Annotated in this window: 10 protein-coding genes; 5 read left to right on the top strand and 5 right to left on the bottom strand. The window is 73.5% G+C overall.

Annotation, left to right across the window (positions count from 1 at the left end; all coding sequences use genetic code 11):
* Positions 1-14: 14 nt before the first annotated feature.
* Together V5O46_RS00375 and V5O46_RS00370 are read right to left on the bottom strand one after the other, a co-directional pair.
* Positions 15-503 (bottom strand): hotdog fold thioesterase, encoded by a 489-nt coding sequence (locus V5O46_RS00375; protein WP_332882302.1) that lies wholly within the window; start codon positions 501-503, stop codon positions 15-17.
* A 56-nt stretch (positions 504-559) separates the two neighbouring features.
* Positions 560-2,839, bottom strand: coding sequence for an FdhF/YdeP family oxidoreductase (locus V5O46_RS00370; protein WP_332882301.1), 2,280 nt, complete (start codon positions 2,837-2,839; stop codon positions 560-562).
* Between the two features lie 157 nt (positions 2,840-2,996).
* Between V5O46_RS00370 and polA the strand changes: the two genes are divergently transcribed.
* Positions 2,997-5,723 carry a DNA polymerase I gene (polA, locus tag V5O46_RS00365; RefSeq protein ID WP_332882300.1) on the top strand — a complete coding sequence of 909 codons (2,727 nt, stop codon included), beginning with the start codon at positions 2,997-2,999 and terminating at the stop codon, positions 5,721-5,723.
* Between the two features lie 1,073 nt (positions 5,724-6,796).
* Here polA and V5O46_RS00360 read toward each other — a convergent pair.
* Positions 6,797-7,657, bottom strand: a complete 861-nt coding sequence (locus V5O46_RS00360; RefSeq protein ID WP_332882299.1) for a DUF4184 family protein — start codon at positions 7,655-7,657, stop codon at positions 6,797-6,799.
* A gap of 247 nt (positions 7,658-7,904) precedes the next feature.
* Between V5O46_RS00360 and V5O46_RS00355 the strand changes: the two genes are divergently transcribed.
* The 3 genes from V5O46_RS00355 to V5O46_RS00345 all read left to right on the top strand — a co-directional run bounded on the left by V5O46_RS00355 (position 7,905) and on the right by V5O46_RS00345 (position 11,163).
* Complete coding sequence (locus tag V5O46_RS00355) at positions 7,905-9,827, top strand: lytic transglycosylase domain-containing protein (protein WP_332882298.1); 1,923 nt, start codon at positions 7,905-7,907, stop codon at positions 9,825-9,827.
* 171 nt (positions 9,828-9,998) lie between these two features.
* A complete protein-coding gene (locus V5O46_RS00350; protein ID WP_332882297.1) occupies positions 9,999-10,133 on the top strand; it encodes an SPW_0924 family protein in 135 nt (44 codons plus the stop codon).
* Positions 10,134-10,167: 34 nt separating this feature from the next.
* A complete protein-coding gene (locus V5O46_RS00345) occupies positions 10,168-11,163 on the top strand; it encodes a DUF3068 domain-containing protein (protein WP_332882296.1) in 996 nt (331 codons plus the stop codon).
* Here V5O46_RS00345 and V5O46_RS00340 read toward each other — a convergent pair.
* The gene (locus V5O46_RS00340) at positions 11,153-14,149 is read right to left on the bottom strand and encodes an ATP-dependent helicase C-terminal domain-containing protein (RefSeq protein WP_332882295.1); all 2,997 of its coding nucleotides are present in this window, start codon (positions 14,147-14,149) and stop codon (positions 11,153-11,155) included. The genes V5O46_RS00345 and V5O46_RS00340 overlap by 11 nt on opposite strands.
* 4 nt (positions 14,150-14,153) lie before the next feature.
* Positions 14,154-14,966: a class I SAM-dependent methyltransferase gene (locus V5O46_RS00335; RefSeq protein WP_332882732.1), complete on the bottom strand. Its 813-nt coding sequence runs from the start codon at positions 14,964-14,966 to the stop codon at positions 14,154-14,156.
* Between the two features lie 362 nt (positions 14,967-15,328).
* Between V5O46_RS00335 and rpsA the strand changes: the two genes are divergently transcribed.
* A complete protein-coding gene (rpsA, locus tag V5O46_RS00330; RefSeq protein ID WP_332882294.1) occupies positions 15,329-16,822 on the top strand; it encodes a 30S ribosomal protein S1 in 1,494 nt (497 codons plus the stop codon).
* Positions 16,823-16,948: the final 126 nt, after the last annotated feature.

The raw sequence follows: 16,948 nt of genomic DNA, 5'->3' as shown, positions 1-16,948 counted from the left end.
GGATCCGCCGGTACTCAGCCGGCCGGGCTGGCCGGGGCGGCGTCGCCGGGGTTGACGTCGCGCAGCAGGCAGGTCAGCCGGGCGCTGCACACACGCCGGTCCTGCTCGTCGCTGATGACGATCTCGTAGGTCGCCGTGGACCGGCCCCGGTGCACGGGCGTGGCCACGCCGGTCACCATGCCGGAGCGGACGCCGCGGTGGTGGGTGCAGTTCAGGTCGACCCCTACGGCGATCTTGGAGACGCCGCCGTGCAGCATCGAGCCCACCGAGCCGAGCGTCTCGGCGAGCACCGCCGAGGCCCCGCCGTGCAGCAGCCCGTACGGCTGGGTGTTGCCCTCGACCGGCATGGTGCCGACGACGCGCTCGGCCGACGCCTCCAGGATCTGGACGCCCATCCGCATCCCCAGGTGTCCGGCGGAGAACAGCGCGGGCAGGTCCACGCCGAGCGCGGCGTACTCGTCTATGACCTCCTGCGGGAACTTCACGTGCTGCTGCTCGCCCATGGGACCGGCTCCGTTCGCGGTTGTCGTTCGTCGTCCGTCGTTCACTGAGCGAACGCTCAGTCGGTCGCCGATTGTTCCAGACGCACGACGACGGACTTGCTGGCCGGGGTGTTGCTGGTGTCCGCGGTGGCGTCCAGCGGCACGAGCACGTTGGTCTCCGGGTAGTAGGCGGCGGCGCAGCCGCGGGCCGTCGGGTAGTGCACGACCCGGAAGCCCGCGGCCCGCCGCTCCACACCGTCCTTCCACTCGCCGACCAGGTCGACGTGGCTGCCGTCCCGGACCCCGAGCCGGTCGGCGTCCTCCGGGTTGACCAGGACCACCCGGCGGCCGCTGCGGATCCCGCGATAGCGGTCGTCCAGGCCGTAGACCGTGGTGTTGTACTGGTCGTGCGAGCGCAGCGTCTGCAGCAGCAGCCGGCCCTCGGGCAGCTCGGGGTACTCCACCGGGGCGGCGGTGAAGTGGGCCTTGCCGGTGGCGGTCGGGAAGCGGCGCTCGTCGCGCGGGGCGTGCGGGAGGGTGAATCCGCCGGGGCGGGCCACGCGGGCGTTGAAGTCCTCGAACCCGGGGACCACGCGCGCGATGCGGTCGCGGACGGCCCCGTAGTCCCTCTCGAACTCCTCCCACGGCACGGTGCTGTCCGCGCCCAGCACCCGGCGGGCCAGTCGGCACACGATGGCAGGTTCGGACAGCAGGTGGTCACTCGCGGGGCGCAGCCGCCCGCGCGAGGCGTGCACCATGCCCATGGAGTCCTCGACGGTGACGAACTGCTCGCCGCCCGCCTGCAGATCGCGCTCGGTGCGGCCCAGGGTCGGCAGGATCAGCGCCCGGGCGCCGGTGACGGTGTGCGAGCGGTTCAGCTTCGTCGACACATGCACGGTGAGGCGGGCGCGCCGCATGGCCGCCTCGGTGACCTCCGTGTCCGGGGAGGCGGAGACGAAGTTGCCGCCCATCGCGAAGAAGACCTTCGCCTCCCCGTCGCGCAGCGCCCGGATCGCCCGTACGACGTCGTAACCGTGCGCGCGCGGCGGGGCGAAGCCGAACTCCTTCTCGAGGGCGTCCAGGAAGGCGGGCGCGGGCCGCTCGAAGATGCCCATGGTGCGGTCGCCCTGCACGTTGGAGTGGCCGCGCACCGGGCAGACGCCGGCGCCCGGACGGCCGATGTTGCCACGCAGCAGCAGGAAGTTGACCACCTCGCGGATGGTGGGCACGGCGTGCTTGTGCTGGGTGAGGCCCATCGCCCAGCACACGATGGTGCGCCGTGAGCCGAGCACCATGCGCAGCGCCTGCTCGATCTCCGCGCGGGTGAGGCCGGTCGCCGCGAGGGTGGCGTCCCAGTCGGCGGCGCGCGCGGCGGCCGCGAACTCCTCGTAGCCGTGCGTGTGCTCGCCGACGAAGGCCGCGTCGACCGCGCCCTCGGTCTCGATGACCAGCTTGTTCAGCAGCCGGAAGAGGGCCTGGTCGCCGCCGATGCGGATCTGCAGGAACAGGTCGGTCAGCGCGGTGCCGGTGGTCAGACCCCGGGCGGTCTGCGGGTTCTTGAACCGCTCCAGCCCGGCCTCGGGCAGCGGGTTGACGCTGATGATCCTCGCGCCGCCGGCCTTGGCCTGCTCCAGGGCGGAGAGCATCCGCGGGTGGTTGGTGCCCGGGTTCTGCCCGGCGACGATGATCAGGTCGGCGCGGTGCAGGTCCTCCAGGAGCACACTGCCCTTGCCGACGCCGATCGTCTCGGACAGCGCCGAGCCGGACGACTCGTGGCACATGTTGGAGCAGTCCGGCAGGTTGTTGGTGCCCAGCCGGCGTGCGAAGAGCTGGTAGAGGAACGCGGCCTCGTTGCTGGTACGCCCGGAGGTGTAGAAGACGGCCTCGTCGGGGGAGTCCAGGGCGCCGATCTCCTCGGCGACGATGCCGAAGGCGCGCTCCCAGGTGACCGGCTCGTAGTGGGTGCCGCCCTCGGGCAGGTACATCGGGTGCGTGAGCCGGCCCTGCTGGCCCAGCCAGTAGCCGCTGCGCCCGGCGAGGCCGGCCACGGAGTGCGCGGCGAAGAACTCCGGAGTGACCCGGCGCAGAGTGGCCTCCTCGGCGACCGCCTTCGCGCCGTTCTCGCAGAACTCCGCGGCGTGCCGGTGCTCCGGCTCCGGCCAGGCGCAGCCGGGGCAGTCGAAGCCGTCCTTCTGGTTGACGCTGAGCAGGGTCAGCGCGGTGCGCTTCACGCCCATCTGGCGCCGGGCGGCGCGCAGGGTGTGGCCGATGGCCGGCAGTCCCGCCGCGGTGTGCTGCACCTCCGCGACCTGCGGCGCGTCCTGGACCGGGTCACTCTTGGGCGGCTTGGTGGCCATCGCGCACTCCCCTTCGTGTACACGTGTGAGGCAGGTCTCCGATCCTCCCACGGGCCACCGACATCGACGGACGCCCGGGCGGGCCGGGGCGCGGGCAGGGCGGTGCGGCGGGTGCGGGCGGGGCCGAGTGTCAGTGGCTCGTGGCAGGATCGGGGACGTGGCAGAGACAGCACCGAAGAAGACCGACACCCCCTCCGGCGGCAGCCGCCCGCGCCTGATGCTCATGGACGGGCACTCGCTGGCCTACCGAGCGTTCTTCGCGCTGCCCGCGGAGAATTTCACCACCGCGACCGGCCAGCCGACCAACGCGATCTACGGCTTCGCCTCGATGCTGGCCAACACGCTGCGTGACGAGGAGCCCACGCATTTCGCGGTGGCGTTCGACGTCTCGCGCAAGACCTGGCGCTCCGAGGAGTTCACGGAGTACAAGGCGAACCGCTCCAAGACCCCGGACGAGTTCAAGGGCCAGGTCGAGCTGATCTCCGAGCTCCTCGACGCGATGCACGTCTCCCGCTTCGCGGTGGAGGGGTTCGAGGCGGACGACGTGATCGCCACCCTCGCCACCCAGGCCGAGGCCGAGGGCTTCGAGGTGCTGATCGTCACCGGCGACCGGGACTCCTTCCAGCTGGTCAGCGAGCACACCACCGTGCTGTACCCCACCAAGGGCGTCTCCGAGCTGACCCGTTTCACCCCGGAGAAGGTCCTCGAGAAGTACGGGCTGACCCCCGCCCAGTACCCCGACTTCGCGGCGCTGCGCGGCGACCCGTCGGACAACCTGCCGGGCATTCCCGGCGTCGGCGAGAAGACCGCGGCGAAGTGGATCAACCAGTTCGGTTCGTTCGCCGAGCTGGTCGAGCGGGTCGAGGAGGTCAAGGGCAAGGCCGGGCAGAATCTCCGCGATCACCTGGAGGCTGTCAAGCTCAACCGCCGGCTCACCGAGCTGGAGCGCCGGGTGGAGCTGCCGAAGACGGTCGCCGACCTGGAGCGCGCCGCGTACGACCGCAAGGGCGTCGCGATGGTCCTGGACACCCTGGAGATCCGCAACCCCTCCCTGCGCGAGCGGCTCTTCGCCGTCGACCCCGGCGCGGAGGAGGCCGAGACCACCCCGGTCTCCGGGGACGGGGTGCAGCTGGACGGGTCGGTGCTGGGCACCGGCGAGCTGGCCGGCTGGCTCGCCGAGCACGGCACCGGGATCCTCGGCGTCGCCACGGTCGACACCTGGGCGCTGGGCACCGGTTCGGTCACCGAGATCGCGCTCGCCGGGCCCGACGGGAAGGCCGCCTGGTTCGACCCCGCCCAGCTCGACGAGGCCGACGAGACGGCCTGGACGGTCTGGCTGGCCGACGCGGACCGGCCGAAGGTGTTCCACAACGCCAAGGGTGCGATGCGGGTCTTCGCCGAGCACGGCTGGCGGATCGCCGGTGTCGGCATGGACACCGCGCTCGCCGCCTACCTGGTCAAGCCGGGCCGGCGCTCCTTCGACCTGGACGCGCTGTCCCTGGAGTATCTCCACCGTGAGCTGGGCCCGGCCGCCGCGGCCGACGGCCAGCTCGCCTTCGGCGCGGACGACGGCGCCGAGGCGGAGGCGCTGATGGTGCAGGCCCGCGCCGTCCTCGACCTCGGCGAGGCCTTCGAGGGCCGGCTCCAGGAGGTCGGCGCGGCGGAGCTGCTGCGCGACGTGGAGCTGCCCACCTCGGCGCTGCTGGCCCGCATGGAACGGCACGGCATCGCGGCCGGCCGGGAGCATCTGCAGGCCATGGAGCAGATGTTCGCGGGAGCCGTGCAGCAGGCGGTGAAGGAGGCGCACGCGGCGGCCGGGCGGGAGTTCAACCTGGGTTCTCCCAAGCAGCTCCAGGAGGTCCTCTTCGGCGAGCTGAACCTGCCCAAGACGAAGAAGACCAAGACCGGCTACACGACGGACGCAGACGCGCTGGCCTGGCTGGCGACCCAGACGGACAACGAACTCCCGGTGATCATGCTCCGCCACCGTGAGCAGGCCAAGCTCCGGGTCACCGTCGAGGGCCTGATCAAGACGATCGCCGCGGACGGGCGGATCCACACCACGTTCAACCAGACGGTCGCCGCGACCGGCCGGCTCTCCTCCACCGATCCGAACCTGCAGAACATCCCGGTGCGCACCGACGAGGGCCGGGCGATCCGCCGCGGTTTCGTGGTCGGCGAGGGCTTCGAGAGCCTGATCACGGCGGACTACAGCCAGATCGAGCTGCGGGTGATGGCCCATCTCTCCGAGGACGAGGGCCTGATCGAGGCGTTCGGCTCCGGCGAGGACCTGCACACCACCGCCGCCGCGCAGGTGTTCTCCGTGGAGCCCGCGGCCGTGGACGCGGAGATGCGCCGCAAGATCAAGGCAATGTCCTACGGCCTGGCGTACGGTCTGTCGGCCTTCGGTCTCTCCCAGCAGCTGGGCATCGAGGCGGCCGAGGCCCGCGGCCTGATGGACGCCTACTTCGAGCGGTTCGGCGGCGTCCGGGACTATCTGCGCCGGGTCGTCGACGAGGCACGAGCGACGGGCTACACGGCGACGCTCTTCGGCCGCCGCCGCTATCTGCCCGATCTCAACAGCGACAACCGCCAGCGCCGCGAGGCGGCCGAGCGGATGGCCCTCAACGCACCCATCCAGGGCACCGCCGCGGACATCGTCAAGATCGCTATGCTCAACGTCGACCGCGCCCTGCGCGAGGCGGGCCTCGCCTCCCGCATGCTCCTGCAGGTCCACGACGAGATCGTCCTGGAGATCGCCCCCGGCGAGCGCGGGGCGGCGGAGGACCTGGTCCGCCGCGAGATGGCCTCCGCCGTGACCCTCCGGGTCCCCCTGGGCGTCTCGGTGGGCGCGGGCCCGGACTGGGAGTCGGCAGCGCACTAGCCTCCGGCGTTTCGCGGAAGGGTGGGCCGGCCCCGCCGCGGTCGGGACCGACCCGGGGCGGCCGGGCGCTGAGGAGGGGGTCCGCCCGAGGTGTCGGAGGGGCGCCGCCCGGTGCAGGCCGTGACCGGGGAAGCATGCTCCCGCCCGGCTCCCCCGGGAGGGCCGACCCCGTCCAGGACGCCCGCTCCTGCGGTGTCTCGCTCGGCGGCTGCGGCGTGGTGCGGAGAGCGTGTTCTGGCGCTGGGCCTCTCGGCGGGGGCGGAGAGCGTGTGCTGGCTCCGGCTCTGCCACCGGCGTTGTCGCCGGCCGGCCGCGGTGTGCTGGTCGGTGCGTGCTGTGGTGGCGGTGTTCCCGGCGGACCGAGCCCGGTGGGGCTGCGAGGGGCTCTCGAGGGAGCATCCAGGGCGGCGGGTCGGGTGGCGTTCCGGGTGCGTGCTCCGGGGTGTGGCTCCCGGCGGGGTGTGTTTCTGGGGTGGCGCCGCGGTGGGTCGGGTGGTGTTCCGGGGTGCGTCCCCCCGGGGGCACCGCTCCCGGCGGAGTGCGTTCCCGCGCAGAGTGCGTTCCCGCGGTGGCCCTGCCGGTGGGCCAGGGGCCGCCCGGAGGGTGCGCTCCCGGATCCGCTCCGGGCCGGGCGCCGCCCGGGAAGTGCGGCCTCCCGTCCTCCGGGCGTAGGACCGGTCACCCGCGTGGACCCCGTGGACAAGCCCGTGCTCCCGGCTGCCCTGACGATGCGGGCATGGGTATACGCATGCTCCACCACCGGACGGCACCGCCGTGGGCCGGCGGATACGGACCCGCCTGCGTGCCACTCCCGCCGGTCCCGGCCTTCGCGCTGGGCGCCAGCACCGCCCGTGTCCCTGCCACCCTCGCGACGGCGGTGCGCCAGGTGACGGCCGGCCTCCACCGCGGACTCGCCCACCGGGGTCCGTCCGCCGCCCGCCTCACCACCCGTGAGACACCTGGGCGGCGCGTATGGGCCGACCTCGCCCGCGGCTATCTGGCGCTCGCCCTCACCCTGCTCCCGCGGCCGCACCCGGCCCGGAGCTTCACCGTGTTCATCGCCGCCGATGCCGTCAGCGGGCCACCGGCCGGCCGCCCTCCGCACCCACGGAGCCGGGGGCGCCGGGCGCCGGGGGGACCGGACGCCGCACCCTGACCGCCACGGCATACAGCACCAGCCCCGGGGCGATCCCCGCGCCCGCCCCGAAGCACACCGTCGGGATCAGCTCCCACGGCTCGGCGACCGACCCCCAGTAGTCCCACCAGCGTGTCGCCCGGTGCACCGCGCCGGCCACCGCGCCGCCGCCGATCACCGCAGCGGCCCACCACCGGTCCCGCACCGTCAGCACCGGGACGCCCACCGCCCCGGAGGCCGGGGGAACCCGCCGCAGAGCCCGCGTCAGGAACACGGCGAGCACCACCGCGGCGACCGCCGAACCGCCGTACTGGAGATACCAGTACACCGGCGCTCCCGCGAGCTCGTCGCCCAGCACGGGGAGCATCCGGATCCCCCACCGGTCGAGGTGGGTGAAGGCGTCCCACACGACATGGGTCAGCGCCCCCAGCGCCGCCGAGACGTACCACCAGCCCACCAGCGACGGCCGCACGCGCGCGCGTGGCGTACCGCAGCGCAGCAATGCTGCCGTACGCCCCTGGCCGCGCCGCGGCAGCAGGGCCACCAGCGGTTCGCGCACCACCAGCCAGAGCCCCACCAGCGCCCAGGCGATCAGCACATCGACGGTGAGGACGCCCGGGAACGCATGCGTGAACGTCCCGAACTCCATCGCCCCGGACATTGCACTCGCCACGTAGTAGGTCATGTCGGGCGCGAACGACCCCGCCACGAGCGCGGCAGGGACGAGCCGGCCGCGGCCCGTTCCGTCCGCCCGCAGGGCGGGCAGCACAGCGGCCGCATGGCTGAGAGTGAAGGGCAAGGGGTCCTCCTGCCGGACAGCGACCGGCCGACGCAGCACCCTACGTGGCCAATTGGTGAAAATCGGTCAGGAAGCGGTGCCGGTGCAAAGGAAGTTGTCGTAGGGTCGCCTGGGCCACCGTACCGGTCGAACCGGCGACCGTCGCACTCGTCACACCACGGGCGCAACCGGCGGCGGCTGATCGTCACACCAAGGCGACGGCAGACGGAGAGGGACGCACACCGCGTCCACGGGAGGGGTTCACTCTATGGCGGCGCAATTCGGCAGGCGGCTGCGCAAGGGCGCGGTCACCACCACCGTTGCGGCGGTCGCGGTCGCGGCCCTGTCCGCGTCCCAGGCTCCGGACGTCACGGTCGACGCCGACGGCAGACGGACCACGGCCGACACCACCCCCTCGCCGGAGTCCGATCCCGAGGGCAGCGCGACCGGCAACTCGCCGTACTACACGGACCTGCCGCCGCTCAACAGCCCGAACCCCTCGCCGACCCTGGGCACGCCCGTCTCCAAGGGCCCGACCGAGGCCGGCATCCCCGCCACCGTCCTCGACGCCTACAAGAAGGCTGAGGCGGCGCTGCGCTCGGCCAAGCCGGCCTGCAACCTGCCCTGGCAACTCCTCGCCGCCATCGGCAAGGTCGAGTCCGGGCACGCCCGGGGCGGCCGGGTGGACGCCCACGGCACCACCACCAGCCCGATCATCGGCCCCCAGCTCGACGGCAACGGCTTCGCGCTCATCAGGGACACCGACAACGGCGTCTACGACGGCAACAGCGCGTACGACAACGCCGTCGGCCCGATGCAGTTCATCCCGTCCACCTGGGCCTGGGCGGGCCGGGACGGCAGCGGCGACGGTGTGAAGGACCCCAACAACGTCTACGACGCCGCGCTCGCCGCCGGGCACTACCTGTGCCGCTTCGGCTGGGACCTGTCCGTCCAGGCCGACCTCAAGCGCGCCATCCTCAGCTACAACCACTCGCAGGACTATCTCCACACGGTCCTGTCCTGGCTGGAGTACTACCGCAAGAGCACCCACGAGATCCCCGACGGCACCGGCACCCTGCCCGAGGGCCGCAGCGACGACGGCGCCGGCCGGACGAGCCCGTCCCCCACGCCGCCGCGGACCACCACCCCGCCCGGGACCACCCCGCCCGGGACCACCCCGCCCGGAACTACCCCGCCCGTGACCACCACGCCCGAGGACACGGCCCCGCCGAAGGACAAGCCCAGCGGCGGCGCCGGCGGAGACGGCGCCGGAACGGGAACGGACAGCGGCCCGCAGAGCCCCGGCCCGAACCCGTCCCCGACACCGCCGACGGCCCAGAAGCCCCCCACCCCGACCGACACCGTGGACCACCTGGAGCACGCCGGCACCGCGCAGCTCACCACGCGGGCCGGGGACGTCTTCGCGCAGCGGATCAGCGCCCGCGCCGAGACCGCGGACGGCAAGGCCGTCGGCAAGGTGCGGATCCGCTTCACCGTCGTCGGCGACACCGACGCCGTCTTCGAGGGCGGCGAGAGCGTCGCCACGGTGGCCACCGACGCCTCCGGCGTGGCCGACGCGCCCGCGCTGCGCGCCGGTGAGAAGACGGGCACCTTCGTCGTCCGCGCCACCGTCGTCGGCCGGGACGTCCCCGCCCTCGTCTACAAGGCCGCCGTCACCCAGCGCGTCGCCGACGCGGTGACCCGCACCGGCACCGCCGAGCTGACCTGTACACCGGGCGGCACCTTCGCCGAGCGGGTCGAGCTGAAGGCCACGTACCGGGGCGCCGCCGCGGGCCGGGTGGCCGTCACCGCCACCCTCATCACCTCCGTGCTCGACCCGGCCGAGAGCGACGCGGGCCCCTACTTCGAGGGCGACGACGGCGAGGCCGTACGCACCCTCGAAGGGCTGCGGACCGACGCCGAGGGCATGCTGACGCTGCCCGCCCTCCACGCGGACGACACCAGCGGTACATTCATGCTCCGCATCACCACCGCGGGTGGTGCGACGCTCAACGTCCCGCTCACCGTGCGGTCGGACGAGCCCTCGGCCACACCCGACCCGTCCGCGACGCCCGACCCCTCGGCCACCCCCTCGGCCACCCCGTCGAGCCCTTCCGGCTCGACCGGCCCGTCCGCCCCGGCCGGGTCGTCGACTCCCTCCTCCGGCGCCTCCGGCAGCCCCGGCGCATAGGACCCGGACCACACGCGCGACGACGGCGGCGCTCCTCCACCGGGAGGGGCGCCGCCGCCGTGTGCGCGAGCTGTTCTCATCTCGCGCGCCCGTTGCTACGGTGCCCGGACCAGCCATATCTGACGTTGTGTCAGATTTCTGCCGCCGGGACGACTCCGCCGGGAGGTCCGCATGCGTGCCCTGATCGCCGCCGCGACCGGTCTCGCCGCCGCGCTCGCCCTGGTCCTCGCGCTCACCGCCCTGGGCACCCCCAGCGGTGGGACATCCCCGGAACCGTTGCTGACCACGGTGCCCGCGCATCCGTGAACCCCTGAACCCCGCCGTCCGGAGGGAGGCCGCCATGCGCCGCAAGGCCGCTCTGGTCCTGCTCGCCTGCGCCGTGTTCTGCGCGGCCCTGTCCCCGCTGCTGCGCTGGTACGCCTTCCCGCGCCTGGCCAAGGTCCCCGCCCACCAGTACCAGGAGATGGTGCTGGTCGCGAAGGACGCCACCCTCCTCGACTACAGCACCATGCGGGCCCGGCAGGTCCCCGAGGTCACCATCGTGCAGACCCTGCGCGGCAACGTGGAGGCCTCGGAGCGGATCGAGCGGACGACCGACCGCGACGTGGTCGTCTGGGACGCGCTCTCCTACGTCCAGGGGCCCGACGGCGAAATGGTCTCCAAGATCCCCGAGCGCTACATCTTCGACGCCCACACCCAGGAACCCGTCCACGCCGACGGGGAGATGGTGGACGGCGACCCGGTGCGCCGGCAGGGCCTGGAGTTCAAATGGCCGTTCCTGACCGAGAAGCGGGACTACGAGTACTTCGACGCCCAGGCGCGGGTGACCGCCCCCATCCACTACAAGGGGACCCGCGACTTCCGCGGACTGGAGGTCTACTACTTCGAGCAGACCATCCCCTGGACCGAGGTGGAGTTCCCCGAGGCGCTGCCCGTCGAGGGCCTCACCGCCGAGGCCGTCGCCGAGACCGGCACCACCCGCTGGTACACCACGGTCCGCCGGTTCTGGGTGGAACCGCTCACCGGAGCGCCCGTCTACGGCGAGGAGATCCACCGCGAGGAACTGCGCGGCGGCGCACTGCTCGGTGACCGTGACAAGGTCACGGCGTTCGCCGGGCACGTCAAGATGCGCGAGGACTACATCCGCCACACCGTCGACCTGGTCGAGCGCAACCGCCTCTTCGTGCTGCTGCTCACCTCGTACCTGCCCTGGGGCCTGCCGGTGCTGGGTGTGCTGCTGCTCGGGCTCGCCCTCTGGCTGGAGACGCGCAGCCGCCGCACCGGCCGACGGGCCGCAGCCGCCCGCGACCCGGGCGAGGAGCCGGTCACCGCCTGAGCCGGGCGTTGGTGTGCCGGGTCGGCTCGGCCGCCGCCGGGTCCTCGGGCCACGGATGCCTTGGATACCGGCCGCGCAGCTCCGCCCGCACGCTCCGGTAGCCGTCCCGCCAGAAGGACGCCAGATCGGCGGTGACCGCGGCCGGGCGTCCGGCGGGGGAGAGGAGATGGACGAGCAGCGGCACCCCGGCGATCTCCGGCGACCTCTGGAGCCCGAACATCTCCTGGAGCTTCACCGCCAGCACCGGTTGCCCGGGCTCCGAGTAGTCGATCCGGATTCCGGACCCGCTCGGTACGGTGATCCGCTCGGGGGCGAGCTCGTCCAGCCGCGCCGCCTCCCCGGTGGACCAGGGCAGCAGCCGCGCCAGAGCCTGCCCGGCGTCGATCCGCGACAGATCGGCACGGCGCCGGGCGCGCCCCAGCTCCGGCTCCAGCCACTCGTCCACGCGCGCGTGCAGCGCGGTGTCGGAGACGTCCGGCCAGGGGTCGCCCCGGTGATGCCGCAGAAAGGCGAGCCGCTGCCGCAGCAGGGCCGCCCCGGCCGACCAGCGCAGCAGCCCGATCCCCTCCTGCCGCAGCCCGTCCAGCAGCGCGTCGCGGACGAGGCCGGGGTCGGCGTCGCCCAGAGGGCGCACCGCCAGCTCGACGGCGCCGAGCCGCTCCACCCGCCGGGCCACCACGTCGCCGTCCGCCCAGCGGACCTCCTCCGTCTCGGTCAGCAGCGTGCCTGCCGCGAGGCGCGCGATCTCCTCGTCGACAGCCGCTCCGAGCCGCACCCGCGCGTGCCCCCTGCCGATCGGCCGGTCCGCCACGGCCACCGCGATCCACGGCGCCCCGCGCAGCGCCGATCCGTCCGGCAGCTCGGCCCGAGTGCCGGACACCATGAGGTACGAACCGCCGTCCAGGCGCGCCATCCGCTCGGGAAACGCCAGCGCCGCCACCACCCCGACCCCCCGCTCCTCGCCCCCGAGAGCCACCCGCGCCGCCACCCCGCCGCCGGTGCCAGGCCCGTCGGCGCGCCCGTCGTATGCGGCGTCGCCGCCGTCGCGCCGCTCCTGTCCGGCTCTGCCACCTGTGGCTGTGCCCCGGGGGTCACGGGCCCCGGTTCTCCCGGCGGGGGCTGCCGGCCGGTGTGCCGCCCCGCCGCGGGCAGTCTCTTCCTGCACGGCACCGTCCGCGGCGCGGGCCGCGGCAGCGGTGTCACCGGCCGTTGCCGACGGTGTGTCGCTCTCCGGTGCGGACGCACCGGTGTCGGTCGGGACGGTGCCGTCACCGGTCACCGGTCCGACGCTCCGTGGGCCTCCGGTACCTGTCGTCTCGCGCTCCGCTCGGCCGTCGGCACCTCCGGCCGTCGGCCGCCCGGCCGTACGCCCGCCGCCCGTGTGCGCGTTTCCGGACCGGGCGGTCGTGGCCGAAGCGGCGTTCTCCACCCGTGCGGGCGAACCGGCCCCGGGCGAACCGGTCACCCGGGGCACGCCGCCGTCGCCCGGCGCAGCGGCCCGTAGCCTGCGGGCCTCGGTCCGCCAGCGGCCCGCGTAGGCGTCGCCGCCGCGCCGGGCGGTCCGCAGAGCTGCGGCGAGATCGTCGCCGTACGCGCGCGGCGGCTCCTCGCTCAGCAGCGCGACCACCTCGGCGACGCGTCCGGAGTCACCGCCGTCCAGCAGGGCCCTCCCCAGCCGGGGATGCACGCCGAGCCGCGCCAGCCGGACCCCACGGTCCGTGGCCCGCCCCGCGGCGTCCACCGCACCGATCGCCGACAGCACCTCGCGTGCCGCCGTCATCGCGCCGCCCGGCGGCGGGTCCAGCAGCGCCAGCCCGGAGGCGTCGGGGTCGCCCCAGCAGGCGGTCTGGAGCGCGAACGCGGTCAGGTCGGCGACCTTGATCTCGGGCGCCGGAAAACGCGGCAGGCGGGCGTTCTCGGCCTCCGCCCAGCAGCGGTACACCGTGCCCGGCGCCTCCCGCCCGGCCCGGCCCGCCCGCTGCCGCCCCGCCGCCTGCGAGGCCCGTACCGTCGTCAGCGCGCTCAGCCCGCGCGCGTGGTCCACCCGCGGCTCCCGCGCCAGCCCCGAGTCGACGACCACCCGCACCCCGGGAACCGTCAGCGACGACTCGGCCACCGAGGTCGCCAGCACCACCCGCCGCCGCACACCGGGCACCAGCACCGCGTCCTGCACCGCGGCCGGCGCCCGCCCGTGCACCTGGAGCACGTCCACGCCGTCCAGCGCGCCGAGCTGCCCGGCCACCCGCGCGATCTCGCCGACCCCGGGCAGGAAGCACAGCACGTCCCCCGGCTGCTCGGCCAGCGCCCTCCGCACCACCGACGCCACGTGCGTCAGCAGCACCGGGTCCACCCGCATCCCGTGCGGCGGCCGGACGGAACGGGGCGGCGGCGCCCACACCGCCTCGACCGGATGGCAGACGCCCTCCGCCTCGACCACGGGCGCCCCGCCCAGCAGCCGGGCCCAGCCCTCCGCGTCCGTCGTCGCCGACGCGGCGACCAGCCGCAGCTCCGGCCGCAGCGCCTCGCGCACGTCCCACAGGAACGCCGCCGCGGTGTCCGCGTCCAGGTGCCGTTCGTGGCACTCGTCGAGCACCACCGCGTCGACCCCGGCCAGCTCCTGGTCGCGCTGCAGCCGCTGGAGCAGCACACCGGTGGTGACGACCTCCACGCGCGTGTGACGCCCGGCGACCCGCTCGCCGCGCACCGTGTACCCGACGCTCCCGCCGGGCTCCTCGCCCAGCAGCCACGCCATCCGCCGAGCCGCCGCGCGCGCGGCGATCCGCCGGGGCTCGGCCACCACCACGCGCGCGGTGCGTCTCTCGTCGGCCGGTCCGGTCAGCCCGGCCAGCTCCAGCGGGACCAGCGTCGTCTTGCCGGTACCCGGCGGGGCCACCAGTACGGCGGTGCCGTGCCCCGCCAGGGCGCGGTGCAGCGCGGGCAGCGCACCGCGCACGGGCAGGGACTCCAGCGCGTCGTGACGGATCACGCGTTCAGTCCCGTACGCACACGAAGATCGCCGTGCCCGGGACGAGGCTCCCGCGCAGCGGCGACCACCCGCCCCACTCGGAGGTGTTCCAGGCCGGCCACTCCGGCTCGACGAGGTCTACCAGCCGGAAGCCCGAAGCCACCACGTCCCGGACCCGGTCGCCGAGCGTCCGGTGGTGCTCGACGTACACCGCGCGGCCCTGCTCGTCCTGCTCGACGTACGGCGTGCGGTCGAAGTAGGACCCGGAGACGCTCAGCCCCTCCGGGCCCGGCTCGTCGGGGAACGCCCAGCGGATCGGGTGCGACACGGAGAACACCAGCCGCCCGCCCGGCCGCAGCACCCGGTGCACCTCGCGCAGCACCAGCCGCGGGTCGGCGACGAACGGCAGCGCCCCGTACGCCGAGCAGGCCAGGTCGAAGGAGCCGTCCGCGAAGGGCAGCGCACCCGCGTCGGCGCACACCAGGGGGAACGACCCGCCGATCCGCAGCGCGTGCTGCAACTGGCGGTGCGAGAGGTCCAGGGCGACCGGCCGGGCCCCCTGGGCGGCCAGCCAGCGCGCACACTGCGCGGCACCGGCGCCGAGCTCCAGCACGTCCCGGCCCTTCAGCTCCTCCGGCGGGCCGAGCAGCTCGGCCTCCACCTCGTCCAGCCCCTCCGGGCCCCACACGAAGCGGTCGTCGCCGAGGAAGGTGCCGTGCTCGACCTGGTACTCGTCCGCGTTGCGGTCCCACCAGCCCCGGTTGGCGCGGGCGCTCTCCGCGACCCCGGCGTCACGGCGGGTGGCCTCCGGTTCGGGACCTTCGGGCTCTTGGATGATCGGCTCCCTCGTCGTACTCTGCCGTCCAGCCCGTCCCGTGCGACACGCGAGCGGACGACACGGGGGTGCATGGCCTCGGCAGACGTTTCTGGTGCCGGGAATGCGGCGATCCGCCCCGGGTGTGCGGCTTCGCGCATTGACCCTGCCCGGCTGCCCCCGTATGCTACAAGTTGCGCTGCGGGCCTGCGCGCCTCAGACGGAGCAGGCTGCGCTCGCATCTGTTGTATGTCCCCTCGGTTGTCGAGGCGCCGCCACCTATCGGTGGGGCGCTTCCTTGGCTGTCCGGCTTCTGCAGAGCGAAACGGGCTCCCGGCGTAAGCAGTACCTACGACTTCAATGTCCGTACCGGAGCCCTTTCCCACATGACGAGCAGCACCGAGACCACCGCCACCACCCCGCAGGTAGCGGTCAACGACATCGGTAACGAGGAAGCCTTCCTCGCAGCGATCGACGAGACGATCAAGTACTTCAACGACGGCGACATCGTCGACGGCGTCATCGTGAAGGTCGACCGGGACGAGGTCCTGCTCGACATCGGTTACAAGACCGAAGGTGTCATCCCGAGCCGAGAGCTCTCGATCAAGCACGACGTCGACCCGAACGAGGTCGTCGCCGTCGGTGACGAGATCGAGGCCCTGGTCCTCCAGAAGGAGGACAAGGAAGGCCGCCTGATCCTCTCGAAGAAGCGCGCCCAGTACGAGCGTGCCTGGGGCACCATCGAGAAGATCAAGGAAGAGGACGGCATCGTCACCGGTACCGTCATCGAGGTCGTCAAGGGTGGCCTCATCCTCGACATCGGCCTCCGCGGCTTCCTCCCGGCCTCCCTGGTCGAGATGCGCCGCGTCCGCGACCTCCAGCCGTACGTCGGCAAGGAGCTCGAGGCCAAGATCATCGAGCTGGACAAGAACCGCAACAACGTGGTCCTGTCCCGCCGTGCCTGGCTGGAGCAGACCCAGTCCGAGGTCCGCCAGACGTTCCTCACCACCCTCCAGAAGGGTCAGGTCCGTTCCGGCGTCGTCTCCTCGATCGTCAACTTCGGTGCCTTCGTGGACCTGGGTGGCGTCGACGGTCTGGTCCACGTCTCCGAGCTGTCCTGGAAGCACATCGACCACCCGTCCGAGGTCGTCGAGGTGGGCCAGGAAGTCACCGTCGAGGTCCTCGACGTCGACATGGACCGCGAGCGTGTCTCCCTGTCGCTGAAGGCGACCCAGGAAGACCCGTGGCAGCAGTTCGCCCGCACTCACCAGATCGGCCAGGTCGTGCCCGGCAAGGTCACGAAGCTGGTTCCGTTCGGTGCGTTCGTCCGCGTCGACGAGGGCATCGAGGGTCTGGTCCACATCTCCGAGCTGGCCGAGCGCCACGTGGAGATCCCGGAGCAGGTCGTCCAGGTCAACGACGAGATCTTCGTCAAGGTCATCGACATCGACCTCGAGCGCCGCCGCATCAGCCTCTCGCTGAAGCAGGCCAACGAGTCCTTCGGTGCCGACCCGACGGCGGTCGAGTTCGACCCGACCCTGTACGGCATGGCCGCTTCCTACGACGACCAGGGCAACTACATCTACCCCGAGGGCTTCGACCCCGAGACCAACGACTGGCTCGAGGGCTACGAGAAGCAGCGCGAGGAGTGGGAGCGCCAGTACGCCGAGGCGCAGCAGCGCTTCGAGCAGCACCAGGCGCAGGTCATCAAGTCCCGCGAGGCGGACGCCCAGGCCGCTGCCGAGGGTGGCGAGGCCGCCGCTCCGGCCGCGTCCGGCGGCGGTTCGTACTCCTCCGAGGGCGGCGACAACTCCGGCGCCCTGGCCTCGGACGAGGCGCTGGCGGCGCTGCGCGAGAAGCTGGCCGGCGGCCAGAGCTGAGCACTGCCGCTGAGGCTTAGGCCATAGCCGAGGGGCCGCACCTTTCGAGGTGCGGCCCCTCGGTGTCTGCCCGGATGCGCCGGTTGACCGGCCGCGGGCCGGCGGGGGCTCGCCGCGCGGTTCCCC

It is taken from the genome of Streptomyces poriticola, from assembly GCF_036689765.1.
GTDB lineage: Bacteria > Actinomycetota > Actinomycetes > Streptomycetales > Streptomycetaceae > Streptomyces > Streptomyces poriticola.
The sequence above is the reverse complement of the archived record's forward strand: the minus strand, read 5'-3'. Positions and strand labels throughout refer to the sequence as shown.